37 protein-coding genes are annotated in these 24,650 nt (G+C 59.9%); 19 read left to right on the top strand and 18 right to left on the bottom strand.

What is annotated here, in order from left to right:
- Positions 1–3: 3 nt before the first annotated feature.
- From rplB to rpmD, 16 genes are all read left to right on the top strand, one after another.
- On the top strand, positions 4–840 hold the full coding sequence (gene rplB, locus RM533_RS00970) for a 50S ribosomal protein L2 (RefSeq protein ID WP_311339314.1): 837 nt from the start codon (positions 4–6) through the stop codon (positions 838–840).
- Between the two features lie 3 nt (positions 841–843).
- Entirely contained in the window at positions 844–1,119 is a 276-nt protein-coding gene (rpsS, locus tag RM533_RS00975) for a 30S ribosomal protein S19 (protein ID WP_311339315.1), read from the top strand.
- Entirely contained in the window at positions 1,119–1,499 is a 381-nt protein-coding gene (gene rplV / locus RM533_RS00980; protein ID WP_311339316.1) for a 50S ribosomal protein L22, read from the top strand. Before rpsS ends, rplV begins: the two co-directional genes overlap by 1 nt.
- A 3-nt stretch (positions 1,500–1,502) precedes the next feature.
- The gene (rpsC, locus tag RM533_RS00985; protein WP_311339317.1) at positions 1,503–2,198 is read left to right on the top strand and encodes a 30S ribosomal protein S3; all 696 of its coding nucleotides are present in this window, start codon (positions 1,503–1,505) and stop codon (positions 2,196–2,198) included.
- 24 nt (positions 2,199–2,222) lie between these two features.
- Entirely contained in the window at positions 2,223–2,657 is a 435-nt protein-coding gene (rplP, locus tag RM533_RS00990; protein WP_311339318.1) for a 50S ribosomal protein L16, read from the top strand.
- 11 nt (positions 2,658–2,668) lie between these two features.
- Positions 2,669–2,878, top strand: coding sequence for a 50S ribosomal protein L29 (rpmC, locus tag RM533_RS00995; protein ID WP_311339319.1), 210 nt, complete (start codon positions 2,669–2,671; stop codon positions 2,876–2,878).
- Between the two features lie 10 nt (positions 2,879–2,888).
- Complete coding sequence (gene rpsQ, locus RM533_RS01000) at positions 2,889–3,170, top strand: 30S ribosomal protein S17 (protein WP_311339320.1); 282 nt, start codon at positions 2,889–2,891, stop codon at positions 3,168–3,170.
- A 62-nt stretch (positions 3,171–3,232) separates the two neighbouring features.
- Positions 3,233–3,601, top strand: a complete 369-nt coding sequence (gene rplN, locus RM533_RS01005) for a 50S ribosomal protein L14 (protein ID WP_311339321.1) — start codon at positions 3,233–3,235, stop codon at positions 3,599–3,601.
- Positions 3,601–3,921 (top strand): 50S ribosomal protein L24, encoded by a 321-nt coding sequence (gene rplX / locus RM533_RS01010; protein WP_311339322.1) that lies wholly within the window; start codon positions 3,601–3,603, stop codon positions 3,919–3,921. The genes rplN and rplX overlap by 1 nt, the downstream gene beginning before the upstream one ends.
- Positions 3,914–4,504 (top strand): 50S ribosomal protein L5, encoded by a 591-nt coding sequence (gene rplE, locus RM533_RS01015; protein WP_311339323.1) that lies wholly within the window; start codon positions 3,914–3,916, stop codon positions 4,502–4,504. Before rplX ends, rplE begins: the two co-directional genes overlap by 8 nt.
- Positions 4,505–4,531: 27 nt before the next feature.
- Complete coding sequence (gene rpsN / locus RM533_RS01020) at positions 4,532–4,837, top strand: 30S ribosomal protein S14 (protein WP_311339324.1); 306 nt, start codon at positions 4,532–4,534, stop codon at positions 4,835–4,837.
- 11 nt (positions 4,838–4,848) lie between these two features.
- Complete coding sequence (rpsH, locus tag RM533_RS01025) at positions 4,849–5,244, top strand: 30S ribosomal protein S8 (RefSeq protein ID WP_311339325.1); 396 nt, start codon at positions 4,849–4,851, stop codon at positions 5,242–5,244.
- The gene (gene rplF / locus RM533_RS01030) at positions 5,244–5,777 is read left to right on the top strand and encodes a 50S ribosomal protein L6 (protein ID WP_311339326.1); all 534 of its coding nucleotides are present in this window, start codon (positions 5,244–5,246) and stop codon (positions 5,775–5,777) included. The genes rpsH and rplF overlap by 1 nt, the downstream gene beginning before the upstream one ends.
- A 1-nt stretch (position 5,778) precedes the next feature.
- Positions 5,779–6,123, top strand: a complete 345-nt coding sequence (gene rplR / locus RM533_RS01035; RefSeq protein WP_311339327.1) for a 50S ribosomal protein L18 — start codon at positions 5,779–5,781, stop codon at positions 6,121–6,123.
- Positions 6,123–6,929 carry a 30S ribosomal protein S5 gene (rpsE, locus tag RM533_RS01040; protein WP_311339328.1) on the top strand — a complete coding sequence of 269 codons (807 nt, stop codon included), beginning with the start codon at positions 6,123–6,125 and terminating at the stop codon, positions 6,927–6,929. The genes rplR and rpsE overlap by 1 nt, the downstream gene beginning before the upstream one ends.
- A 6-nt stretch (positions 6,930–6,935) precedes the next feature.
- Entirely contained in the window at positions 6,936–7,121 is a 186-nt protein-coding gene (rpmD, locus tag RM533_RS01045; RefSeq protein WP_311339329.1) for a 50S ribosomal protein L30, read from the top strand.
- A 598-nt stretch (positions 7,122–7,719) separates the two neighbouring features.
- On the opposite strand, the gene RM533_RS01050 is transcribed toward rpmD, so the two are convergent.
- The 3 genes from RM533_RS01050 to RM533_RS01060 all read right to left on the bottom strand — a co-directional run bounded on the left by RM533_RS01050 (position 7,720) and on the right by RM533_RS01060 (position 9,896).
- Positions 7,720–8,478, bottom strand: a complete 759-nt coding sequence (locus tag RM533_RS01050; protein WP_311339330.1) for a thioredoxin domain-containing protein — start codon at positions 8,476–8,478, stop codon at positions 7,720–7,722.
- A gap of 103 nt (positions 8,479–8,581) precedes the next feature.
- Positions 8,582–9,244, bottom strand: a complete 663-nt coding sequence (locus RM533_RS01055; RefSeq protein WP_311339331.1) for a DsbA family protein — start codon at positions 9,242–9,244, stop codon at positions 8,582–8,584.
- A 49-nt stretch (positions 9,245–9,293) separates the two neighbouring features.
- On the bottom strand, positions 9,294–9,896 hold the full coding sequence (locus RM533_RS01060) for a DUF721 domain-containing protein (RefSeq protein WP_311339332.1): 603 nt from the start codon (positions 9,894–9,896) through the stop codon (positions 9,294–9,296).
- Positions 9,897–9,929: 33 nt separating this feature from the next.
- Here RM533_RS01060 and RM533_RS01065 point away from each other — a divergent pair, with 33 nt between their 5' ends.
- Complete coding sequence (locus tag RM533_RS01065; protein ID WP_311339333.1) at positions 9,930–11,042, top strand: A/G-specific adenine glycosylase; 1,113 nt, start codon at positions 9,930–9,932, stop codon at positions 11,040–11,042.
- Positions 11,039–11,935, top strand: coding sequence for an NAD(+) diphosphatase (nudC, locus tag RM533_RS01070; protein ID WP_311339334.1), 897 nt, complete (start codon positions 11,039–11,041; stop codon positions 11,933–11,935). The genes RM533_RS01065 and nudC overlap by 4 nt, the downstream gene beginning before the upstream one ends.
- 9 nt (positions 11,936–11,944) lie before the next feature.
- Here nudC and RM533_RS01075 read toward each other — a convergent pair whose 3' ends face one another.
- The 3 genes from RM533_RS01075 to mgtE all read right to left on the bottom strand — a co-directional run bounded on the left by RM533_RS01075 (position 11,945) and on the right by mgtE (position 14,179).
- Positions 11,945–12,190 carry a hypothetical protein gene (locus RM533_RS01075; protein ID WP_311339335.1) on the bottom strand — a complete coding sequence of 82 codons (246 nt, stop codon included), beginning with the start codon at positions 12,188–12,190 and terminating at the stop codon, positions 11,945–11,947.
- Between the two features lie 104 nt (positions 12,191–12,294).
- Positions 12,295–12,690: a DUF1489 family protein gene (locus RM533_RS01080; protein ID WP_311339336.1), complete on the bottom strand. Its 396-nt coding sequence runs from the start codon at positions 12,688–12,690 to the stop codon at positions 12,295–12,297.
- Positions 12,691–12,763: 73 nt separating this feature from the next.
- The gene (gene mgtE / locus RM533_RS01085) at positions 12,764–14,179 is read right to left on the bottom strand and encodes a magnesium transporter (RefSeq protein ID WP_311339337.1); all 1,416 of its coding nucleotides are present in this window, start codon (positions 14,177–14,179) and stop codon (positions 12,764–12,766) included.
- Positions 14,180–14,421: 242 nt separating this feature from the next.
- Here mgtE and RM533_RS01090 point away from each other — a divergent pair, with 242 nt between their 5' ends.
- A complete protein-coding gene (locus RM533_RS01090; protein WP_311339338.1) occupies positions 14,422–14,886 on the top strand; it encodes a peptidylprolyl isomerase in 465 nt (154 codons plus the stop codon).
- Between the two features lie 55 nt (positions 14,887–14,941).
- Here the strand turns inward: RM533_RS01090 and RM533_RS01095 are convergent, their stop codons facing one another.
- The 12 genes from RM533_RS01095 to RM533_RS01150 form a co-directional block, all read right to left on the bottom strand.
- Entirely contained in the window at positions 14,942–15,823 is an 882-nt protein-coding gene (locus RM533_RS01095) for a LysR family transcriptional regulator (RefSeq protein WP_311339339.1), read from the bottom strand.
- A 3-nt stretch (positions 15,824–15,826) separates the two neighbouring features.
- Positions 15,827–16,813: a transporter associated domain-containing protein gene (locus RM533_RS01100; RefSeq protein WP_311339340.1), complete on the bottom strand. Its 987-nt coding sequence runs from the start codon at positions 16,811–16,813 to the stop codon at positions 15,827–15,829.
- Positions 16,814–16,824: 11 nt separating this feature from the next.
- Positions 16,825–17,361: an rRNA maturation RNase YbeY gene (gene ybeY / locus RM533_RS01105; RefSeq protein ID WP_311339341.1), complete on the bottom strand. Its 537-nt coding sequence runs from the start codon at positions 17,359–17,361 to the stop codon at positions 16,825–16,827.
- Positions 17,361–18,404, bottom strand: coding sequence for a PhoH family protein (locus tag RM533_RS01110; RefSeq protein ID WP_432265000.1), 1,044 nt, complete (start codon positions 18,402–18,404; stop codon positions 17,361–17,363). Before RM533_RS01110 ends, ybeY begins: the two co-directional genes overlap by 1 nt.
- A gap of 146 nt (positions 18,405–18,550) precedes the next feature.
- Positions 18,551–19,891, bottom strand: coding sequence for a tRNA (N6-isopentenyl adenosine(37)-C2)-methylthiotransferase MiaB (gene miaB, locus RM533_RS01115; RefSeq protein WP_311339342.1), 1,341 nt, complete (start codon positions 19,889–19,891; stop codon positions 18,551–18,553).
- A complete protein-coding gene (locus tag RM533_RS01120) occupies positions 19,888–20,673 on the bottom strand; it encodes a lysophospholipid acyltransferase family protein (RefSeq protein WP_311339343.1) in 786 nt (261 codons plus the stop codon). The genes miaB and RM533_RS01120 overlap by 4 nt, the downstream gene beginning before the upstream one ends.
- Before the next feature lie 38 nt (positions 20,674–20,711).
- Positions 20,712–21,131, bottom strand: a complete 420-nt coding sequence (locus tag RM533_RS01125) for a Fur family transcriptional regulator (protein ID WP_311339344.1) — start codon at positions 21,129–21,131, stop codon at positions 20,712–20,714.
- 199 nt (positions 21,132–21,330) lie between these two features.
- Positions 21,331–21,756, bottom strand: coding sequence for a Ros/MucR family transcriptional regulator (locus RM533_RS01130; RefSeq protein ID WP_311339689.1), 426 nt, complete (start codon positions 21,754–21,756; stop codon positions 21,331–21,333).
- 181 nt (positions 21,757–21,937) lie between these two features.
- Positions 21,938–22,429: a GNAT family N-acetyltransferase gene (locus RM533_RS01135; protein WP_311339345.1), complete on the bottom strand. Its 492-nt coding sequence runs from the start codon at positions 22,427–22,429 to the stop codon at positions 21,938–21,940.
- 11 nt (positions 22,430–22,440) lie between these two features.
- Positions 22,441–23,118: a tRNA (adenosine(37)-N6)-threonylcarbamoyltransferase complex dimerization subunit type 1 TsaB gene (gene tsaB / locus RM533_RS01140; protein WP_311339346.1), complete on the bottom strand. Its 678-nt coding sequence runs from the start codon at positions 23,116–23,118 to the stop codon at positions 22,441–22,443.
- A 46-nt stretch (positions 23,119–23,164) separates the two neighbouring features.
- Positions 23,165–23,773, bottom strand: coding sequence for a malonic semialdehyde reductase (locus RM533_RS01145; RefSeq protein WP_311339347.1), 609 nt, complete (start codon positions 23,771–23,773; stop codon positions 23,165–23,167).
- A 136-nt stretch (positions 23,774–23,909) separates the two neighbouring features.
- The gene (locus RM533_RS01150; RefSeq protein ID WP_311339348.1) at positions 23,910–24,485 is read right to left on the bottom strand and encodes a NifU family protein; all 576 of its coding nucleotides are present in this window, start codon (positions 24,483–24,485) and stop codon (positions 23,910–23,912) included.
- Between the last annotated feature and the right edge of the window lie 165 nt (positions 24,486–24,650).

The raw sequence follows: 24,650 nt of genomic DNA on the forward strand, positions 1-24,650 counted from the left end.
ACAATGGCACTTAAGAATTACAAGCCAACCAGTCCGGCCCGACGCGGTCTGGTGCTGGTCGACAAGTCAGGCCTGTGGAAAGGCAAGCCGGTCAAGGCGCTGACCGAAGGCAAGCACAAGACCGGCGGCCGCAACAACAAGGGTCATGTGACATCACGCGGCATCGCGGGTGGTCACAAGCAGAAGTATCGTTACGTCGATTTCAAGCGGCGCAAGTGGGACTCGCCGGCGACGGTCGAGCGGCTCGAGTACGATCCCAATCGTACGGCATTCATCGCCCTGGTGAAATATGCGGACGGCGAACAGGCATACATCCTCGCGCCTCAGCGTCTTGCCATTGGCGACACGGTTGTTGCCTCTGAAAAGGCGGATACTAAACCTGGCAATGCCATGCTGCTGTCGACCATGCCGGTTGGCACGATCTGCCATAATCTCGAGATGAAGCCAGGCAAGGGTGGGCAGATCGCCCGCTCGGCAGGCACCTACGCACAGGTCGTCGGCCGCGATAGAGGACTGGTGATTGTGCGGCTTAACTCCGGTGAGCAGCGTTACCTACGCGGCGACTGCATGGGTACTGTCGGTGCGGTGTCAAACCCTGACAACTCGAACCAGACCCTTGCCAAGGCGGGGCGCAAGCGGTGGATGGGACGCCGACCGCTGACCCGCGGCGTGGCAAAGAACCCGGTGGATCACCCGCACGGCGGCGGCGAAGGTCGCACGTCCGGTGGTCGCCATCCCGTTACGCCATGGGGCAAGCCGACCAAGGGCGCCCGTACCCGCAAGAACAAGCAGACGGACAAGATGATCATCCGTTCTCGCCACGCGAAGAAGAAGAGGTAAGCCATGGCCCGTTCTGTCTGGAAAGGCCCGTTTGTCGATCTGCACCTTCTGAAGAAGGCGGAAGCTGCCCAGGATGGTGCCACACGTGGCGCCATCAAGACCTGGTCGCGGCGTTCGACGATTCTGCCGCAGTTCGTCGGTCTGACGTTCAGCGTCTATAATGGTCACAAGTTCATCCCGGTCTCCGTCAACGAAGACATGGTTGGCCACAAGCTCGGCGAATTTGCGCCCACGCGCAGCTTCCCCGGTCATGCCGCTGACAAGAAAGGCAAGCGCTGATGGGTAAGCAATCCGCTCCCCGCCGGGTTGGCGACAATGAGGCTCTGGCGGTGGGAACCACGATCAGGGGTTCCGCGCAGAAGCTCAACCTCGTTGCTGGGCTGATCCGTGGCCGCAAGGCCGAGGAAGCGCTGAACATTCTGGCGTTCTCAAACAAGGCAATGGCGCGCGATGCGCAGAAGGTGCTCGCATCTGCGATCGCAAATGCCGAGAACAACCACAACCTTGATGTGGATGCGCTCGTTGTTGCCGAAGCCAGTGTGGGCAAGGCCATCACCATGAAGCGGTTTCACACCCGTGGCCGCGGCAAGAGCACGCGTATTCTGAAGCCATTCAGCCGCTTGCGCATCGTTGTCCGCGAAGTCGAGGAGGAGGCCTGAACCATGGGTCAGAAGAGCAATCCGATCGGCCTTAGGCTGCAGATCAACCGTACGTGGGACAGCCGCTGGTACGCTGAAGGGCGTGACTACCGGCAGCTGCTCAAGGAAGACATTGAGATCCGCAAGTATATTGTGGACACTCTGCCACAGGCGGCGATCTCGAAAATCGTCATCGAGCGTCCTGCGAAGCTTTGCCGCATTTCCATCTATGCCGCACGTCCTGGCGTGATCATCGGCAAGAAGGGTGCAGATATAGAAAAGCTGCGCACCAAGCTTGCTTCAATGACCAAGAGCGATGTGAAGCTCAACATCGTCGAGATCCGCAAGCCTGAAATCGATGCCAAGCTGGTGGCGCAGGGCGTGGCGGATCAGTTGATCCGGCGGATCGCCTTTCGTCGCGCCATGAAGCGTGCGGTGCAATCTGCGCTGCGTCTGGGTGCAGAAGGCATCAAGATCACGTGTGGCGGCCGGCTCGGTGGCGCGGAAATCGCTCGTGTCGAATGGTATCGTGAAGGGCGGGTTCCGCTTCACACCTTGCGGGCCAATGTTGATTATGCCGAAGCCGAGGCGCTTACAGCGTACGGGATCATTGGTATAAAGTGCTGGATCTTCAAGGGCGAGATCCTTGGCCACGATCCAATGGCGCAGGACCGCCTGATGATGGAAGCCCAGACCTCCGGCGTGCGTCCGGCGCGTTGAGAGCTTGGGAGCTGAGTAGATAACATGCTGCAACCGAAGAAAACCAAGTTCCGCAAAGCCTTTAAAGGCCGTATACATGGCGAGGCAAAGGGTGGCACAACGCTGAACTTCGGCTCTTACGGGCTGAAGGCACTCGAGCCGGAGCGGATCACAGCCCGTCAGATCGAAGCCGCACGTCGTGCGATCACTCGTCACATCAAGCGTCAGGGTCGCCTCTGGATCCGCATTTTTCCCGACCTACCCGTATCGAAAAAGCCTGCGGAAGTCCGCCAGGGTAAAGGCAAGGGATCAATTGAATATTGGGCGGCGCGGGTGAAGCCAGGGCGCATCCTGTTCGAACTCGACGGTGTGACAGGCCCGCTGGCCGCGGAGGCTTTTGAGCGTGCAGCAATGAAACTGCCGATCAAGACGAAGGTGGTGGCACGCCTCGGCGATAGTTCCCATCTTGGTGGCGAATAGGAGGTAGGATCATGGCAAAAATCGAGGATCTTCGTGCAAAGAGCGATGATCAGCTTACGTCCGATCTGGTCGAGCTGAAGCGGGAGGCGTTCAACCTGCGTTTCCAGGCTGCGACAAATCAGATCGAACGTCCGGCAAGGATCAAGGAAGTCCGTCGGGATATCGCCCGTATCAAGACCCTGCAGACGGAGCGCGAGCGTTCTGTTGCGGCAAACGCATAAGGAACGCCTGATGCCTAAACGAATCCTGACAGGCACAGTGGTGTCTGACAAGACCGAGAAGACTGTGGTCGTAAAGGTAGAGCGCAAGGTGAAGCATCCGCTTTACGGCAAGATCATCAGGCGCTCGAAGAAGTATCATGCGCATGACGAGCAGAACGCTTACCGTCCTGGTGAAGTCGTGCGGATCGAAGAGATCCGGCCAATGTCCAAGCTGAAGACATGGCGCGTTATCGATCGGGTGGTTGCGGGCAAGGGTACTGCGATCGAGGCCGATCTCAGCGAAACCGCCTGAGCGGATTTTTCGGAACTGCCGGACATATGTTCCGGCAAGCCTAGCGAGAAGGAATTGGATCCATGATCCAGATGCAGTCCAATTTGGACGTAGCAGACAACAGTGGCGCAAAGCGCGTCCAGTGCATCAAGGTGCTGGGCGGATCGAAGCGGCGGACCGCTGGCGTTGGGGACATCATCGTTGTCTCTGTGAAGGAAGCGCAGCCACGCGCCAAGGTCAAGAAGGGTGATGTTCACCGCGCAGTCATCGTTCGCACGCGCAAGGATGTGCGGCGGGCTGATGGCAGCGTAATCCGGTTTGACGGCAATGCTGCTGTTCTTGTGAACAAAAACGAGGAGCCTTTGGGCACCCGGATCTTCGGCCCTGTTGTGCGTGAACTGCGCGCGCGCGGGTTCATGAAGATCGTTTCGCTTGCGCCGGAGGTTTTGTAATGGCTTCGGCAAAGATCAAGAAGGGCGACAACGTCGTAGTCCTGTCCGGAAAGGACAAGGGAGCCGTTGGAACTGTCCTGCAGGTGATGCCCAAGGACGGCAAGGTGCTGGTAGACGGTGTCAATATTGCCACACGTCATCGCAAGCCAACCCAGGCCAATCCACAGGGCGGCATTGACCGTCGCCCCGCGCCGATGGCGATAGCCAAGATCGCGGTAGCCGACCCGAAAGACGGCAAGCCGACCCGCGTGCGCTTCGAAGAGCGTGACGGCAGCAAGGTGCGGGTTGCTGCAAGATCCGGAGAGACAATCGATGGCTGATTACGTTCCACGCATGCGCGCCATGTACGATTCAGAAATCGTGCCGGCGATGACCGAGAAGTTCGGATACAAGAACCGGCTCGAAGTCCCCCGGCTCCTCAAGGTCACGCTTAACATGGGTGTGGGCGAGGCAAGCCAGGACAAGAAGAAGGTACAAACAGCAGCGGCCGAGATGGAGCTGATCGCTGGGCAAAAGCCGGTGATCTCCAAGGCAAAGAAGTCCATTGCTCAGTTCAAGCTGCGTGAAGGCATGCCGATCGGCTGCAAGGTCACTCTGCGCCGTGAGCGTATGTATGAGTTCGTAGACCGGTTGGTAACGATTGCCATGCCGCGCATCCGTGACTTTCGCGGTCTCAATCCCAAGAGCTTCGATGGCCGCGGCAATTACGCAATGGGTCTCAAAGAGCAGATTATCTTTCCCGAGATCAGTTACGATCAGATCGACCAGGTCCGTGGCATGGATGTTATCGTGACCACGACCGCTAAGACCGATGATGAGGCGCGTGAACTGCTGCGTCTGTTCGGTTTCCCGTTTCCTGTGCCCGAAGGTGAAGAGGCACAGGAAGAGAAAGCAGCGGCATGATCCGCTTGAAGAAGAGAGCTTAAGTCCATGGCGAAACTGAGTTCCATAAACAAGAACGAACGTCGCAAGAAGCTTTCGCTGAAGTATGCGGCGAAATACGCGCGGCTGAAAGCGATTGCCGATGACGAGACAAAGGATGAGTCAGAGCGTTGGATTGCGCGCCTGCAGATGGCAGAAATTCCACGCAACGGTAATCCGACGCGCATCCGCAACCGGTGTACGACGACGGGGCGGCCACGCGGCTATTACCGGAAATTCGGTCTCAACCGGATCGAGTTGCGTGATTTGGCCAACAAGGGCCTGATCCCTGGCATTACAAAGTCGAGCTGGTGAGGATCTAGAAGATGGCAATGACTGATCCCTTGGGTGACATGCTCACCCGCATCCGCAACGGCCAGCAAGCGAAGAAGGATTCCGTCCTGTCGCCGGCATCCAGGCTGCGTGCCAATGTTTTGTCTGTTCTTGAACGTGAGGGTTACATTCGCGGCTACGCCGAGGATGAGAGCGGCAAGCACAAAGCGTTGCGTATTGAGCTGAAATATTTTGAAGGTGAGCCTGCGATCAAGCATCTCGCTCGCGTGTCAAAGCCTGGCCGTCGGGTATATTCCGGCAGCAAGGAATTGCCGAGTGTCCGTGGCGGCCTGGGCATTACGATCGTGTCGACCCCCCGGGGCGTGCTCTCGGATGCCGAGGCGCGCAACGAAAATGTCGGCGGCGAAGTTCTCGCGGAGGTGTTCTGATGAGTCGCATAGGCAAACGGCCGGTGGCCATCCCCGACAATGTCGAGGCGAACATTGCCGGCGATGTCCTGTCGGTGAAGGGACCCAAGGGGACGCTGTCGCTGGGGTTGGCGGACGATGTTCGTTACGAAGTGAAGGACGGCGGAATTTTCGTGCAGCCTGCCAATGACAGCAAGCAGGCGAAAGCCTTCTGGGGCATGCAGCGGACGCTGGTCTCAAATCTGGTGGAGGGGGTGACCCAGGGCTACACCAAGGTTCTTGAGATTACAGGCGTTGGTTATCGTGCACAGGCGCAGGGCAGAAAGCTGAAGTTGCAGCTTGGTTTCAGCCATGATGTCGATCTCGATGTGCCCGAAGGTCTGGAAGTCAAAACACCGGATCAGACAACTGTCGAGATCAGTGGCATCGACAAGCAGGCGGTCGGACAATTTGCCGCAGTGGTGCGCCAGTGGCGCAAGCCGGAGCCTTATAAGGGCAAGGGCATAAAGTATCGCGGCGAGTATATCTTCCGCAAGGAAGGGAAGAAGAAGTAGGATGGCAAAGCTTTCACTATTCGAACGCCGCCGCCAGCGGGTACGGACTGCACTCCGATCTCGTGGATCGGGCCGGCCGCGCCTTTCGGTTCACCGAACTGGCCGGCACATCTACGTGCAAGTCATCGACGACGTACAGGGTCGGACGATTGCGGCGGCTTCCACTCTCGGCCGGGAAACAACCGGAGCCAATGTCGATGCCGCCGCTCAGGTCGGTAGGGATATTGCCGCGGCGGCACGTGACGCCGGCGTGACCAGCGTTGTTTTTGATCGCGGCGGTTTTCTTTTTCATGGCCGCGTCAAGGCGCTGGCTGATGCCGCACGCGAAGGTGGGCTGGAGTTTTGATGATGGCGGATGATACAAGCACACCCAACGCCGGCACCAGCGCTGATGGCGCAGGTGCAAGCCTTGATAATGCTGGCAGCACGCCGGTGTCTACGCCGGCAAGCACCGAAGCGGCAGATAACCAGTCTCCCGCAGCAGGCGATCCGTCGCAGCCGCGTGAGCAGCAGCGGCGCGGACGCGGCAATGATCGCGGCGGCAACGACCGTGGCGGGCGCGGTCGGGGACGTGGTGGCCGTGACGATCGTCGTGGCGGGCGCGCCAATGACGATGGTGAAGAGCTGATCGAGAAGCTAGTGCACATCAACCGTGTCTCCAAAACGGTAAAAGGCGGCAAGCGCTTCGGCTTTGCAGCTTTGGTTGTTGTTGGCGATGGCAAGGGCCGGGCCGGGTTCGGCAAGGGCAAGGCACGTGAGGTTCCAGAAGCGATCAACAAGGCCACTGCGGCGGCCAAGAAGGCAATGGTTCGCGTTCCGCTCAAGGAAGGCCGGACGCTGCATCATGATGGCAAGGGTCGTTTCGGCGCCGGCAAGGTGAATGTGCGCACTGCACCAGCCGGTACCGGGATTATCGCTGGCGGTCCGATGCGTGCCGTGTTCGAAAGTCTGGGTGTTTCTGATGTCGTGACCAAGTCGATAGGATCTTCCAATCCTTACAACATGGTGCGCGCAACATTCCAGGCGTTGATCAGCCAGTCGTCGCCCAAATCAGTGGCGCAGCGGCGTGGCAAGAAGATAGCAGACCTGCTCGGTCGCGGTGGTGCCAATGTCGCCGAAGCCGAAGCCGAAGCTGCGGCGGTGGTGGAGTAAACGACTATGGCTGAACGCAAGACACTGCGGGTTAAGCAGATCGGATCGCCGATCCGCCGCCCCAAGCACCAGCGCCAGACGCTGGTTGGCCTAGGCCTCGGCAAAATGCACCGGGTGGTCGAACTGACCGATACTCCGGAAGTGCGTGGCGCCATTGCCAAATTGCCGCATCTCGTTGCGATCGTCGACTGATTGCGGGATTTTGCCAATGTATGATTGATCGGAATGAGACTTGCAGCGTCTGCTGATTTAGTCATACCGGCATACAAATAGCTGACAGGCGCTCGTGTGATGCGGGCGCCTGTTTTCGTTATGGCGTTGTTGTATGTGACTGCGCCGTATCCTAGCGGAAGGTAAAGAAGCCGGGATATATGCTGCTTTGCTTCCTGACGTATTCGTCTGGTTTGTTCATCTCAGCATCTTCTCTGTGCCGTGCACCAGAGAGGCTCAGGTGGCTGTAACAGACAGTCCGTGACTTGCCTCTTCGCAAGACTCAAGACGCATGCGTTCGGCGCACTCATCCGTAAACATTATAGTTCAGCTAATTGTTTGCGGAGAGTTGGCCAAAACCGCAACTGACCAGCATTGTTTACAACTATGTTCCCGCAAGAGGGGCGTCGGCGCGACGTCAGAAGCAACCTTGCACAACTCGGCGTCTCGTATGAACTTCAACGACGCACCATCGCTTTGTTGGCCTACAAGCCGCGACGAGTGTCGACGCGCTGCTTCGACTGTCAGCGAAGGTCGAGCACACCGGTAACTGTCATCTGGCTCAGCATGAAGCGCGCCGTCAGCGCGCGCCGGCGTTTTGAAGCGCGGTCTCAACCTGCGGCCAGGTTAGCGCATCAATCTTGCTGCCGTTCAGGAGGAAAGTGGGTGTGCCTGTAATATCGTAACGTGCCGCTTCGGCCTCTACCCGGTTGGCGAGTTCTTCTGCTTTTGCTTCGTTCGAGAGGCATGAAACAGCCTGATCGCGAGAGATACCGCGGGCGGTGACAAACTGCGTCATGCCGAGCAGATCGCCCAGCCGGGTAAAACGTTGTTGTGCAGGCAACGCCATTGCCTGCTGCAGAGCAGGATCACCCGCTGTCGTTGCGGCATCGAAGAACTGCGGCAGGTTCGCCCAGATCTCCTTGGCCAGCGGAAGGGTGGTCTCCGGCGTGGAGCAGGTCGCCAGCAGGGTGGCCGGCATGTCGAGCGCGTTCAGAAGGAAGAAACGCAACTCATAGCTTACCCTGCCGCTGTCAACATAGGTGTTCATCAGCGGCTCGAAGCTGTTTTCGACGAAGTCGGCACAATGCGGGCAGCTCATTGCACCAAATTCCAGGAGCTTGACCGGTGCATCAGGATTGCCGACCAGATATCCTCCGTCAGCGGTTTGCGTCACCATCTCGGACCATCTCTGGCCCTGCGGCGCGGGAACGTTGGCAAGCGGCTGCGCGCTCACCTGTCCTGCAGCTGGCGCTTCCACGTCAGATCCGCATGAGGCGAGAACAAGCGCAAGCGGCAGACTGATCGACAGGCGCATGGCAGAAGTAGTGACACTCATCCTCTTTTCGCAATCCTCGTTCTAGATAATGTGCCGCGCCATACGCGATCATCAGGCAATGTGCAAAGTTGCGCAAAACGCTCCGGTTTCCTGACCGGCTCGGTCAGTCGTCAAGCCGTGCTTCCAGTTGCGGTTGCAGAGCCTGCCAACCGTGGGTCGAAGGGAGTAATTCGCCATTGATGGCAAAGCTGGGTGTTCCGGTCACCCCGTCAGCCATGTGGTTGATCGTACGCTCGGCAAGCGTGCGCGCCATCGCCTCGTCGGCAAGGCATTGATCGAGCGCTGCGGCGTCATACCCCCACTGCTGCATCAGATCATACAGACCTGCATCGCGTGCGATCGCCTGCCGCTGGGTTGCTGCACTGCCGGTATCATAGCGTGCGCGCTGGTCCGGCGTAGTCGCGCGGATCTTCCCGACCCAAAGATCCTGAGCCTGCAGCAATCGGGAGTGGTTCATGATGAAGCGTGTCGAAGGGCCGCAATTTGCAAGCATCGCCACGGTAAGGTCGATCGGATCGCGGACAAGGTGGCGGATCTCCACCGAGATCCTGCCTTGACCGGCGAAGTCCTGCTTGAGCACCGAGCCTGCTTCAGCCTCGAACGCTGCGCAGTGCGAGCAGGTATAGCTGACATATTCGACCAGCCTTACCGGCGCGTCTTCCCTGCCAACGAGATGCCCCGGCAGCGGCGCAGCTTCGCCCGCCTGAAAAGAAGTGCGCGCCGCCTCGCTGACGCTGGTATCGGCTGTAGCGATAACAGGCGGCAAAGCGCCTCCGAGCACAACAGCGCAGGCCGCAAAGAAGTGAAAGGTCCTGCTACGCATCATCTTTGTCCCTGTCATTGCTGGCCGCATTGCACATGGATTGCGCAAGGGATTCCAGCACCTTTCGCAGCTCAGGATCCGCAACATCGCGCAGGCAATCGCCCATCTCTGCAGAAATTTTTGCGCCTTGCGATGCTCGGATCCGGTCCGGCTTTGTGTCAGCAACGCTTGCGCGTGGCTGAATGGCTCCCTGGCGCATCTTTATACGAATGATTGCACGATATCCGAAAAAACGGTTCACCCGCTCGATAAGTTCAGGGCAGACGTGCTGCATCATCGGTGCATGCGCCGGCAGCACCACCAGGTTGAGAACGCCATCCGCCTTCTGCCCGGCGGCAAAGCGAATAGATTCAGGCGCGCTGATGCTGGCGTGCCGGTCACCGACAATCTCGGTCCAGCGCGTCACGACGCTGCTTTGAACAAAACCGAACTTACGGAACGCCGTGCGGCCGATATCCGGCATGAGATCGGCAATGCGCTGTGCTGAACCGCCCCGAGCCCTGCCTCTGGTTTCGCCGATTGCCGCAGGCTTGGCAGCACGCCTGGGAGCGGACGGCCCTTTGTGTTCGGGCGGCATGGACGAGTCGCTTTTCATCTGGTTGTGTCCCATGGCATAGGTCGGTCGGTGATGACCAGTTCGATCCGCTTGCCTACAGATGCTGCCTTAAGAAGCGCGGTGCCGAGTGCTTTGTATGATTGGTACAAGGTCAATGCCCGGACGTTGCCATGGCGCGTACCACCGCATAGCCAATCGTTGCCTGATCCTTATCATGTCTGGCTGTCCGAAATCATGCTGCAGCAGACCACGGTCGCAGCTGCAATCCCCTATTTTCAAAGGTTTATTGAGCGATGGTCTGATGTCGGCGCACTTGCTGCGACTGATGAAGCGGATGTCATGGCAGCCTGGGCGGGTCTTGGTTACTACGCCCGGGCGCGAAACCTGGTGCGATGTGCGCGCCTGGTCGCTGCATCAGGTGGCTTGTTTCCCGACAATGAGGAAACCTTGCGCGCCTTACCCGGTATCGGCGCCTATACCGCTGCTGCCATCGCCGCCATTGCGTTCGGACGCCGTGCCGTGGTCGTGGACGCGAATGTGGAACGGGTGGTCGCCCGACTCTTTGCCGTGGCGGAGCCGCTGCCCGGTGCCCGCAGCAGGATCCGCACCCTTGCCGAGAGCATCACGCCAGACATGCGCGCCGGTGATCATGCGCAGGCGATGATGGATCTGGGGTCCATGATTTGCACACCCCGCGCGCCTATGTGTGGGCAATGTCCGTTATCCGGTGAGTGCATGGCGTACAGGTCCGATGTGGCCGGTGACCTGCCACGCAAGCAAGTGAAGCCGCCGAAGCCGCAGCGCTCGGGAACAGCCTTCTGGGTTGAGCGGGATGGACATGTGCTTCTTGTCCGGCGTAGCGGCAGTGGAATACTGGCTGGAATGCGCGGACTGCCGGATGACGGCTGGAGCGCGCGTAGCGACGGGTCGGGTGAACTGCCTGCAACCGGTCCTTGGCAACTACACAAGGAGAGGGTGGCGCATGTGTTTACCCATCTGCGGCTCGACCTGCGCATCGCATCCTATAAAGGCGCAGATCCGTCGCTGGTACACGCACGAATCGACAGTGCGGCGCAGTGGTGGCCATTGGTCAGGATCGACGATGCGGGACTGCCGACGCTGTATGCAAAAGCGGCTCGTCTTGTCATGAACGGCCGCCGAGGAAAGGAAGTGCAAAGCAGATGACTGACATCAAGGTTCTGCGTCTCGACAGGGCAGATCATGTCCGCAACGATCCTTCCTTGTTGGCAGCCGCCGCTTCGGATGGCGCCATTTTCCTGCTGCTCGATGGATTGACGCCTCGGTTCGATGCCGCCGGACGGATTGCGTGGAGCAGGCTTTCCAATGCTCCTGCCGACGCCGAACGGGTGTTCCTGGGAATGGATGGCGGCAGGGGCTGCTTTGCGCTCATCCCCCAAACCAGCGATGGCGCGTCAATGCGATCGGTGCGTGATCTTGCCGGACAATTGGATGCAGGAGATTTCAGCGCCTACAGCATGGCGCGCAGCCTGCTAGACTGGCATGTCCGGCAGCGTTTCTGCTCCCGCTGCGGCTTTACCACGACCGTCGCCAAAGGCGGTTGGCAACGCAATTGCGCCAACAGCAAATGTGCTGCCGTGCATTATCCGCGCACCGACCCAGTGGTGATCATGACCGTCGAATGGGCAGGAGAAGGGGGTGAGCCGCAGTTGCTGCTCGGCCGGCAGGCAGGTTTCCCGCCCGGCATGTATTCCGCGCTGGCAGGATTTGTCGAGCCTGGCGAAACGATCGAAGCTGCGGTGGCGCGCGAAGTGCATGAGGAAGCGGGTCTTGCGGTTCGGGATGTCCGCTACATCAGCAGTCAGTCGTGGCCGTTCCCCTCACAATTGATGATCGGTTGCCATGCCATATGCGACGACGGCGCAATCACGACCAACTCTGACGAACTCGAGGATGCGCGCTGGTTTTCCCGATCGCAGGTGTCAGAGGCGATGCTGGGTAATGGCCCCGGACCTGTCAGCGTGCCGCCAACCTACGCAATCGCTCATTGGCTGATTGCCCGATGGCTGGCGGCAACCGGCACTTGCGCGCCGCAGTGACAATACCGGTCAGCTTTCCCGGTCGGCCTGGATCTTCGCCAGAGTCTTAGGGCCTTTCTTGGCATCCTGCGCCGGCTGGTCGTGCCCAAGGACGCGCTCCACTTCGTTTTCGGCAGCGAAATTGTGCTCTTCAGCACGTTTGCCGACCTTGCGCTCCAGATTGCCACCGGCAGACCCTTGCTGGCTGGGGGTGCTCTGCTCTGCTGCGGCATCGATGATGTCGTTGTCGGGATGGCGTGATTGACGTTCGGGCATAATTATCTCCTTTCCCGTTCAACGGGCGAGATGAGCCTTGCGTTCCATGCAACCTTTTGATCGGTCTCGATACCTGCCGCTTCAAGTAACGTGAGCAGGATTTTTCAGACCAACCCGAGTTTTGACAGCCGCATGTACAGATGACCCGGCATAACCTCTCCTGCTTCCTGTCCCGGCGGCAGATCGGGCGGGGCATCCGCTTCGGCAAGGTAGCGCCATCCTTGATGCGCGCGCTTGGGCCGCCCGGCCACAAGCACCAGTTCAGGAGCGAGCACCACGTCCCAACGGCCATCTTCCCGCTTTTCGAACGCCCGGATGGCAGAGCGCCCGATAATCACATGGTCGATGATCCAGAACAGCGATCCGCCAATCATCTCCTCATGCCGGCGTGGGATGTAGCGGGTGTTGATCCTGAACTCGGCAGAATGCGCGGCGATACGCTTGCGCAGGTCTTCGACGCCTTGTGCGCGAAAAGCGATCTTCGTCATGTTGAGCGGCATGGTCACAAGCTGGGGATTGGAAGCTCTTCTTGCCAGTGGTGAACTGGCTGCTGCACCATCGCAGGTCTTCGCGTCAGCCGGTTATGCCGCTTGCAACGGCCAACCCCAGAAATGCGAAGAACCCCATGGAATCGGTCATCATCGTCACGAACACTGATGAAGCGACCGCGGGATCCTGATCAAGCCTGTCGAAGATTACCGGGACCACCATGCCGATGATCCCGGCAGTGATGATGTTGACCACCACTGCGATGGCAATGACCAGCCCCAGCAAGGGGGTGAAAACAAGCGCGGTGCCGATGCCAACAAGAATGGCGACCGTCACCCCGTTCAGAAGGGCTACCCGCATTTCGCGCCACAACACACGTCTGGTGTTGGACTTGGTTATCTGGTTGGTTGCAAGCGCCCGCACAGTCACGGCCATTGTCTGGGTGCCGGCATTGCCGCCGATGGAAGCAACAATCGGCATCAGAACGGCCAGCGCCACCAGCGTCTTGATCGCATCTTCGAACATTGCGATGATGAAGGAAGCGAGAAGCGCGGTGCCAAGATTGGCAATCAGCCACCGCACGCGCTCGTGGTAGGATTGGCGGATCGGCTGGTTGATGTCGCCTTCGCCTGCACCGGACATCAACAAAGCGTCCTCGCCGGCCTCTTCCGACATGATGTGCACGACGTCATCTGCGGTAATCTGGCCAATGAGCCTGCCAGACCGGTCCACGACCGCAGCGGAAATCAGCGCATATTTCTGAAACCGCAGGCCGACTTCTTCCTGATCCATTTCGGCCGGGATCAAGGTCTGGTCCCGCTTCATGACATCGGCAATGGCGATATTGCGTGGGGTGCGCAGGATCCACGAAAGCTGGCAGGTGCCGATTGGCCGCATCGCCGGATCAACAACGAACACTTCCCAGAAATCAGTCGCAAGTCCGGTGTTTTCGCGCAGGAAATCAATGAGGTCGCCAACCGTGATGTGTTCGGGCACGGCCACGAAATCGCGCTGCATCAAACGGCCCGCCGATTCCTCGGGGAAGGAAAGTGCATTTTCAATGGCTGCGCGGTCGCCTGCCGCCATTCCGGCAAGGACGGCATCGCGGTCGGCGTTGTCCAGATCCTCGATGAGAGCGACGGCATCGTCGGTTTCCAGCTGCCCGGCGATCTGCGCCACAGCGTCGGGTGACAGATCCTCAAGCAGTTCGTCGCGCACATGCTCGTTGAGTTCGGCAATGACTTCGCCGCTCATCAGTTCGGCAATGGCAAGGCCCAGAGCCGGGCGTTCATCCCTGCCGAACAATTCGAACAGATCGGCAATGTCGGCCGGGTGAAGCGGTTCGACCAGATCATGCGCGAGGGTGTCATCGCCCGCTTCCAGCGCGTCACGAACTGCTTCGACAAACTGCGGCCTCAGGCGGTCGTCTTCGTCCAGCCTTGCTTCGCGCTGCTCCTCAAGCAGGGTTCCGGTGGCCAGATTATCGTCATGTGCATCCATTGGGTTCACGCTCTAGAAGGCATGACGGTGAAAGCAACCGCCGAGCACGCCAGCCTTGCTTTGCAAGATACCGGACGGAAGCCGATGATGGCAGGTCGAAGATCGCAGGCCGAAGATCACATGCCGAAGATCGCAGGCCGCAATCTCAGGCGGGGATGACTTTGCGAGTGGATCGCCTATATCGGCAGCGTCGCGGGGCCAGGAGGGTGATCTGACTGGCCCGCAAAGATGTTGGAGATGATATGGCAGACGAAACACTGACACTGACGCTGGATACCGGCAATGGCGAGGGCGGCGATGTCGTCATCAAGCTGCGAGCGGATCTTGCGCCGGATCACGTCGCACGCATCAAGCAGCTCGCAGGCGAAGGGTTTTACGATGGGGTGAAATTCCACCGTGTCATTCCCGGCTTCATGGCGCAGGGCGGATGCCCCAACGGCACCGGCATGGGCGGCTCGGACAAGGCTAACCTCAAGGCCGAGTTCAACGACCATCCGCATGTGCGCGGCACGTGTTCCATGGCAAGAACGCAGGATCCTGACAGCGCCAACAGCCAGTTCTTCATCTGTTTCGATGATGCCCGGTTCCTCGATCGGCAATACACCGTCTGGGGCGAGGTCGAAAGCGGCATGGATCATGTCGATGCGCTGCCCAAAGGAGAGCCGCCGGCCCAACCAGGCAAGATCGTGAAGGCGGTGGTGGGCTGACCCACGCCTGAGGCAGGAGCGCCCGGCTCGCGTCAGCGTGTGCCGGGCAGCTTTTCTACAGCTGGGCAGCCATCAGCCAGTTCATGAACATGCGGACCGGCCGGTTTTCCAGCGCACGCGGGCGGCAGACGAACCAGTAGCTGTACGGGCTCGCAACCTTGATCTGCGGGTAGAGCGGAGACAGGCGGTCATCGCCTGACCGCGCCAGATGATCGGCATGCATGATCGCGATCCCCAGCCCTTGCGCAGCAGCTTCCAGCATGAGTGCTCCGCTGTCGTAATGGTCGACGATCGGTCGGTACTTCGTCGTCAGTCCGACAGATTCGCGCCACGCTTCGAAACTGCCTTCCATGCCGGAATGGACAAAGAAATTCTGCCGGGCAAGCAGATCGGTCTTTGGCTCTGCGCCAAGTTCGTCGGCCAGCGCGCGCGATGTGATCGCATGCACGAAGTTCTGATCGAGCTGCACGCAGTGAAGCGAGGGGTCAGGCTCCATGGAAAGGATGATCGCGGCATCCAGCGTATCGCCCAGCTTGGGCACCGGATTGGCGGAGGAGTCCATGTCGATGTGCAGCGTCGGATGCAGCCGGCGCAATTCCGCCAGACGCGGGACGAGCCGTTGTTCACCAAACAGCGGCATCACCGCCAGTCGCAGACGCAGCAACCGGTTGTCACCCGTCTGCGCCTCGAGCTGTTCGACAAGTTCGTCGAGCACCGGAGCCACTGCATCGAACAGGGCCTGACCATCCTCAGTGAGCTTCATGGCCTGATGCTGGCGCAGGAACAGCTTTTTGGCGATGTGATCCTCAAGCGCTGAAACCCGGCGCGACAGAGCCGAAGGTGACAAGGCGAGCTCGGCCGCCGCAGCCTTGGCAGAGCCCAGTCGCACGATCCGGATGAATGCCTCGAGCGATCGCAGGGGAGGGAGGCGGCGCATCTGTCAACCTGCTCCGGCAGAAACGTGTGGTCCGGCAGGTGCAGGCGGGTGCAGGCGCAGTCGTTCTACATGGCGGTCGTCACCGGCGATTACCTCAAGACGCCAGCCACTGCGGTGTTCGAGAATGGCGCCAACCGCGGGCACTTCTTCAGCGAGAACAAACGCCAACCCACCCAGCGTGTCCACTGCCTCCTCGACTTCGGCAAGAGCAGGGTCAATCCGGCGCGCAACTTCATCAAGCTCGGCCCCGGCATCGGCATCCCACATGCCGCCATCAATCGCGACCAAGCGGTCTACCGGTGCATCGTCATGCTCGTCCTCTATTTCCCCGATGATTTCCTCGACCAGATCCTCGATGGTGATAATCCCGTCAGTGCCGGAATATTCATCCACCACGATGGCAAGATGAACCCTGTGTGCACGCATGTCGGCAAGGACATCGAGCGCGCCGCGAGCCTGCGGCACGTAGACAGGTTGACGCATCAGCACGGTCCAGTCGGACGGCGGCGGCTTGCCTGTCGCCAGAAAGGGAAACACATCCTTGATCAGCATCATGCCGATCACATGATCAAGTGTTCCTGAATACACCGGCAGCCGCGAATGGCCGTGTTCTGCAAACAGCGCAACCAGGTCGGCCCAACTCGCGCCACGTTCGACCGCAATGATGCTGCGCCGCGGGATCGCGACATCATCGGCATCATGTTCGCTGAAATGAAGAAGGTTGCGCAGCATCTGCCGCTCGGTTGACGAAAGATCGCCGTTCTCGACAGGTGCACCGTCGCACTCTTCGCCATCCTCGTGTTCGTCGAGCGCCTCTTCGATCTGCTCGCGCAGGGAACGTTCGGCTTCCGGATCGAAATAGGCGCGGATCCGATGCCAGAGTGCCTTGCGGTCCGGCCGTTCCGTCTCACTCCTGCTCCGGTGATCAGGCTCCGGTCTTCGGTCAGGCTCCGGGTTGCTGGCGTCGCCTGCGTTGCTGTCGTCCGGCATGATGGTGCCTTCTACCTCTTGTGTTCGGCCGCGTCGCGGCAAGTTGGGTCATGGTCGGCATAAGGATCGCTGATGCCGATCGTGGCCAATGCAGCAATCTCGAGTTTTTCCATCGATTCTGCCTCTGATGCGCCGGTTTCGTGATCGTAACCGGCCAGGTGCAGCAGGCCATGCACGAGCAGATGGGTTGCATGTTCTGCAAGCACAACGCCTTTGTCCGCCGCCTCGGCAGAGCAAACGCCAAACGCCATGATGACATCGCCCAGCATCACCGGCTGACCGGGACTTTGCTCTGCTTTCAGGAGTTCTTCGCGGCTGATCATCGGGAAGCTCAGCACATTTGTCGGGCGGTCCTTCGCTCGCCATTGCCGGTTGAGTGCCTGCACCTCGTCATCGTTTGACAACACGACGCTGACCAGCAGTTCGGAGCGGGCAAGCTCCGGCGCGACGCTCGCAGCCGCGCCTGCCGCGTGGGCAGCAAGCGCCTCCCAATCCACATGCTGTCCCCACTCGGGATCGACATCCAGCTCCAGGGTCGGCATATGCATCAGCCCTGCTGCGTCCCTTCGTAAGCATCGACGATCCGCCCGACGAGCGGGTGGCGCACGACATCCGCCGAAGTGAAGCGGATCATGGCGATGCCGCCCACATCCTCCAACCGGTTCACTGCGTCGGCAAGGCCGCTACGCTCATCACCGCCAGGGATATCCACCTGACGCGGGTCCCCGCACACGACCATGCGGCTGTTCTGGCCAAAGCGAGTGAGAAACATCTTCATTTGCGCGGGTGTGGTGTTCTGTGCCTCGTCAAGGATGACAAAAGCATCACTCAACGTCCGCCCGCGCATGAAGGCGATGGGCGCGATCTCTATTTCGCCACTGGCAAGCCGCCTGTCGACCTGTTCAGGCGGCATGCAGTCATACAAGGCATCGTAAAGCGGGCGCAGATAAGGATCGACCTTTTCCTTCATGTCGCCTGGCAGGAAGCCGAGCCGTTCGCCTGCCTCGACTGCGGGGCGTGACAGGATAAGCCGCTGCACACTCCCTGTGATCAGCTGCGCGACGGCCTGTGCCACTGCAAGGTAGGTCTTGCCGGTACCTGCCGGACCAAGCGCGAAGATGATCTCGTTTGAAGCCAGTGCCCGCATGTAATCGATCTGCATGGCAGAACGCGGCGCAATGGTTTTCTTGCGCGTGCGGATCATGATCGGCGGGTGACCGGCATCCCCGCGCACGCCATCGCCGCGCACGATGTCCTTGAGCATGGGTTGTCCGGTCATGGTGATCAATGCTTCCAGTGATCCACGGTCAAGGTCAAATCCGTTGCGCAGCCGTTCATTCATCTGTTGCAGCACATCCCGAGCATGGCTGACCGCATCCTCACTGCCCTCGATCTGCACGCGGTTTCCTCTGGCGGAAATGTGTACGTTCAGCCGGTCTTCGATAAGGACCAGATTGGCATCAAACTGGCCGAACAGGGCCGCCAGTGTCCCGGCATCGGCGAATTCCAGCTCCGTACGGGATCGCATCGGCGTCGGCGGTATTGCACCTGTAGTGTCGACAGTTGGACTGCGCGCCTGCTTTCGGCTCACTCAATTTCCTTGTCTTTTGCCCGCACGGCCATCCCGTTCGAGTCGTGTCGTATCCAAGATAAGAGCGATTGCCGCACTGGCAAGCGGATGCGTCTGTTGCTCGTGCGGCAATCTATTGTTGGTGACTTCCCGTCTTCTCAGCTCGTTTAGCAGGCCGACGGTTCGGTTGCGTCCCCATCGACCCGCCGGGCGGCGAGGCTGTTGGGTCCGGCGGTGTCCAAAGCAACACGAACCAGATCGCCAATTGCCGCATCGCCAGAAAAATATGCCGATTGCAACCAAGGCGTCTTGCCGAGCCATTGACCCGCGCGGCGGCCAGTTCGCTCCACCAGGACATCACACTGACGACCGACCAGCCGTTCATTGAACGCCTGCGATTGTTGCAGCAGTGCTTCCTGCAGCCTTTGCAGACGATCGTCAGCGACCGGAGCGGCAACCTGTCCTTCCATCAGCGCGGCCGGTGTGCCGGGGCGCGGACTGTACCTGAAGCTGTAGGCCGCAGAATAGCCAACCGCCTTCACCATCGCGATGGTCGCCTCGAACTCTGCGTCGGTTTCGCCAGGGAAGCCGACAATGAAGTCACCGGAGATCGCAATATCGGGTTGCGCCTCGCGGAACCGGTCGATGATCGCCAGATAGCTTTCGGCGGTGTGGTTGCGGTTCATGGCGGCCAGGATGCGATTGCTGCCCGATTGAACAGGCAAGTGCAGATACGGCATGAGTTTCGCCACTTCGCCATGTGCGGCAATAAGGCCGGGCTCGACATCATTGGGATGGCTGGTGGTGTAGCGGATGCGGACCAGATCGGGCAGCCTGGCAAGTTCCCGGATCAGTCCAGCGAGGCCAACCCACCGCCCTTTTTGATCCTCGCCGCTCCATGCATTTACATTCTGGCCAAGCAGAGTGATTTCTCGCGCGCCGCCATCCACCAGGCGCATCGCCTCATCGACAAGGTCCCGAAACGGACGGCTGATCTCCGCTCCTCTGGTATAGGGCACCACGCAATAGGTGCAGAACTTGTCGCATCCCTCCTGCACTGTGAGAAATGCCGAAGCAGCCTGCTTCCGGCGGGCAGGAAGAGCGCCAAACTTTGCATTGGCAGGCATGTCGGTGTCGATCACCGGACGCCCTTTGCGTGCCTGTTCGATCATTTCCGGCAGCCGGTGATAGGCTTGCGGTCCCACGACCATCGAAACAGCAGCACTGCGCCGGATGATCTCTTCACCCTCTGCCTGCGCCACACAGCCGGCCACCGCGATCATCGGCGGCTTGGCAGACTTCTTGTGCATACGACCGATGTCGGAATACATCTTTTCCGCTGCTTTTTCGCGGATGTGGCAGGTGTTGAGCACCACCAGATCAGGCTCCTCGCCGTCAGGTGCGGCAACAAGGCCCTGCGCATCCAGCATTTCGGCCATGCGTTCACCGTCATAGACGTTCATCTGGCAGCCGTAGTTCTTGATGCGGAAACTCTGAGGTGCGGTCATGCTCCGGCATCTAGGCGATCGGGCGCCGAAATGGAACCCGCACGCACATCGTGCATCCGTCGCTGCCATCGCGCCAGCACCGCATCTGCAATGGCCTTGCGGCCTTGCAGCTTGTCGGGTTCGAGAGGGGCGAGAAAGTGCACGGCGACCTCGATCGGTTTGGCACGGGCAAGAAGCCTGAGAAAATTGGTCGGACCCGGCTCGCCATTTGTCCAGGCAATGGCTGACGCATCGCTGCCGTAATCAAGCAGCACCGGCTGCACGGCCACTTCGGCAGGCGGAGGATCCATTGCGCACAGCAGCGCGGATTTCAACGGCAGGAAAGCCGTGCCGTCGCCGGTAGTGCCTTCAGGGAACAGGACCAGCGTTTCAGTGGCCCGCATGGCATCGCGGAGCTGCCGGATCTGTTGTGTAACAGAGGACCTCCGGGAGCGCGCGATAAACACAGTGTCGTTCATCTCGCACAGGATCTTGAGTAGCGGATGCGCGGCCAGCCCCTCGTGGGCGACAAATGCCGCCCCGCAAGTGCGGGCCAGAACCGGTATGTCGATCCAGCTCATATGATTGGCAAGGATGATGCGCCGTCCGGTTGCGGGCTGACCCAGCGTGTGAATACGCACGCCTGCGATCCGGGCAATGCCACCCAGAAACAGGCGGGAAATGAATAGGTTGGAAATGGCAAGGCGGCGGGCCAGCACGGTACAAACGATATGCATCGGCAGGCATATCGCCAGCCAGCCGGCCATTGCAGCCAATCGCATGATGATGCGCACCAGGGCCATCAGACCACGTCTATATCAGGCCTGCCGCATCGCGGGCTCTAGTCCCGTTCCAACCTGACGCCGTAAAGCTCCATGCGGTGATCGACCAGTCGGAAGCCCAGTCGCTGGGCGATTTCCTTTTGCAGCGCTTCCAGTTCGGGATCGACAAATTCGACCACCTTGCCGGTTTCCACGTCGATCAGATGATCGTGGTGCGCTTCCGGAGTGGCTTCGTACCGGGCACGGCCATTGCCGAAATCGTGCCGGTCCAGAATGCCTGCCTCTTCGAACAGGCGCACCGTGCGGTAGACCGTCGCGATCGATATGCGCGGATCTATCTCGGCAACACGTTCATGAACTTTTTCCACGTCGGGATGATCGGTGCTGTCCGACAGGACTTTGGCAATCACCCGTCTTTGTTCGGTGATGCGAAGGCCGCGCTCGGCACAGATGGCTTCAATGTCGATGGTGTGGGGCAAGGCTCAACTCTCGTTCGAAGATGTCGCCAAACCAGCATAGTCTACCTGCCGGCCAACGCAACCGGCCAGCGGAACCGGGTAGCGGAACCGGGTAGCGGAACCGGGTAGCGGAACCGGCCAGCGCCACGCACCTGGCATATCGCCGCGGTGCCGTCGTTCACGCACCATGTAATCGCGGTGGCAATGGCCGGGCTGAGGATCAGCCCTTCTTGCCGCTGCCAGGCTTGCGACCAAGGCCGATCTTCTTGGCCAGTTCGCGGCGGCGTTCTGCATAATTTGGTGCCACCATCGGGTAGTCGGAAGCGAGCCCCCACCGCTGACGATAATCATCAGGGGTCATGCCGTAATGCGTCATCAGATGGCGTTTGAGCATCTTCAGCTTCTTGCCATCTTCAAGACAGACAATGTAGTCGGGCTTGACGGACGAGCGGATCGGAACGGCAGGTTCAGGTGGCACTTCCTCTTCCGCGAGTTCGTCGCCAAGACCTGCCAGGGCCGAATACACCTTTGTAATCAAAGCCGGCATCTGATCGACATCGACCGCATTGTTGCTGACATGGGCCGCGACAATATCGGAAGTAAGTGTCACCAGCGTTTCATTGATGCCCATATCGGACGTTTCCATCATGTGCTCCTGCACTGCAATGTGATTAAAAATTAACCGGTTGCAATTCATGCACAATCCGGTCTGTTGTTAGTGCAAATAGGTCCTGTCGGTGACCATACAAGAACATAGCTGCAAAAAGGTAGCTAATGCGCGGTTTTACTCTAGCCCTGGATCAGCAAATCATGTGCGGGACACCCAGTCAATGCTGCGGCATCTCGTCTTGGCCGAAACGCAGAAAGCGGGAGAATGTCACCGCATCGCGCATGATACCGTCGCTGCCTCTGTAATAACCGCTGCGTCCGCCGACAGGAACAAAGCCGAAAGCGCGGTAGAGGCTGGCCGCCGGATTGTCCGCGCGCATCTCGAGGTGCAGGTCTGTTACCCCTGCCTCGCTGGCGGTGCGCAGCAGATGGGCGAGCAGGCGGCCGCCAAAGCCGCGCCGCCGCTGATCCGGCCGGACCGCGATCAGCAGCAGTTCTTCCTCGTCGACCACTCTGCGCGAAAGGCAGAAACCTGCCGCAGGGCGCTGCACGATTTGCGCAATGAAGCCGTCTACATCGATAAGGGCATGTTGCGTGCCGGGCATCGCCAGCGCCGACGAAAGTTGCCGGCGGTTCCAGGCCTCACCGAACAGGGGATCAAAACCGGCCTTCATGATCTCCATCATCTGGCCAACCGCAACTTCGTTCATTCGGATGATCTTCACCTGTGATAGGTCTTGGGCGCCGCTACCTTTGCATCGGGTGGGCGGCCGTAAACGGGACTGACGTCGCCGGTCAACCGTAGAGGGTTCATGCTCATGAAAAGCCGTGCGTCCGGCCATGATGGGGAAGCTATACCAAACCCGCGCCTGCCGATCAGAGCCTCGGCCGCGCTGCCAACGACAAGATGCGCCTGGACTGATGTCGCAGCCTGATCAGGATCCAGTGCGGCGACATCGCCGATCGGTTCACCGGATGACGAGAACTGCTGCACATACCATTGGCCGTGCCCGGCGGTGTTGCAAACCGCGATGCCTTGCATCAGATCCGCCTCGGCAACCCCTGCAATTTCATCGGCCCGGCCCCGCTGGCGAGCCTTGTCAAACGTCATCGCCGCGAGCAGGTCGTGGGTGCGATAGCCGGCAAGTTCCGCCCGCCAGGCGAGAGCCAGCGCCCGCGCTGCTGCAACACCGACGCGAATGCCGGTAAAGCTGCCGGGACCAAGCGCCACCGCAATGCGATCCGCACGACCTTTGGAAGGGAGTGCGGCGATCATTGGCACGAGCCGTTCGGCATGCCCGCGCCCAAGCAGTTCATAGTCTCCGGCAATCAGCCGGTCATCGTCGAACAATGCAACGGAACAGGCTTCTGTCGCACTGTCGATGGCGAGCGTTCTCATCTGCGGCTGCCACGCTGTTCAAGCCGGTCCGGCGATAAAAATGCTCTCACAGGATTGTGTTGAACACATCGAAATCGGGTCTCGGGCTGCGAGCAAAGGTGCTCGACATGTCGCCATAACCCAGCGTGGAAATAAAGTTTGGATGCCAGCGCGGCTGATCGGCCAGGAACTGTGCGCATATCTTGTCGGCGTCGAAGCCGGACATCGGTCCGCAGTCGAGCCCCAACGCCCGCGCTGCCATGATGAAGTACCCGCCCTGCAGCGTCGAATTGCGAAAAGCGCTCTGCGCCCGCGCTTCCTCGTCATCAGCAAACCACGATCGTGCATCATCATGCGGGAACAGCCAGGGCAGCTGCTCATGAAAATCGAGATCCATCGCGATGATGACACTGACCGGTGCGTTCCTGATCTTGTCGGCATTGCCTGCGCTGACACAATCGGCCAGCCGATCACGTGCATCACGCGTCCGGCACCATATCAGCCGCGCGGGAAGCTGGTTTGCAGATGTTGGCCCCATCCGCACCAGATCCCAGATGCGGTGCAGGATTGCCTCGTCCACTGGCCGGTCGAGATAGCCGTTCATGGTCCGCGCCTTGTGGAACAATCGATCAAGCGCCCGCTCGTCAAGCGGCTGGGGCAGATCCGGATCAGTCATGGCCAAAACCTTTATCATCAGATGAAAATGTGGCCCACAAGACAGGCTGAGGTGCTGACACGCCGGCCGGGCGCCAGTGCGAGGGGCCGCTGTCAAGGGCACCAGTCTTCAGGCCCCGGTATTCAGGTCCCAACACTCACGCAGCGCGAACTTCACGCACCTCGGGAACGTAATGCTTCAGCAATCCCTCGATGCCATGCTTGAGCGTTGCTGTCGACGAGGGGCAGCCGGCGCAGGCACCATGCATGGAAAGATAAACCACACCCTCGCTGAACCCCCTGTACACAATGTCCCCGCCGTCAGAAGCGACTGCGGGCCGAACGCGCGTTTCAAGCAGATCCTTGATCTGCAGGACAATGTCGGCATCCTGCGGATCGTCTTCCATGAGCAGCTCGTCGGCAGGAACGGAAATGTCCGACGCTTCCCCACCTGCGAACAGCGGCGTCTGTGAAACGAAATGATCAAGCAGCACCGCAACGACCTGCGGCTTGAGCGCGGACCAGTCGCTTCCCGTTGCCGCCGTTACTGCAACGAAATCGGTGCCGAAAAACACGCCGGTAACATCGCCGAGCGAGAACAGCGCAGTGGCAAGCGGTGACGCCTCTGCCGCTTCCCAGTCGGTAAACTCGCGTGTGCCGGCGGTCATCACCTGCTGTCCTGGCAGGAACTTCAGTGTGGCCGGATTCGGGGTGGTTTCGGTTTCTATGAACATCGGTTTGAAATAAGGCGCGTCGGCTGTTCGTTCAAGCGCTATTGCCGCCGCAAGCGTCTGTGCGCGAAACGCTGGCCGGCTTCTGGCTCCATGATTTTCCGTCGTGCAGCTTCCGTCATGCAGACAGGTGGCTGCAGCTGGCGCTATTCAGTGGCGCTTCATGCG

This window comes from Croceicoccus esteveae (genome assembly GCF_031846435.1).
Taxonomy (GTDB): Bacteria; Pseudomonadota; Alphaproteobacteria; order Sphingomonadales; family Sphingomonadaceae; genus Croceicoccus; species Croceicoccus esteveae.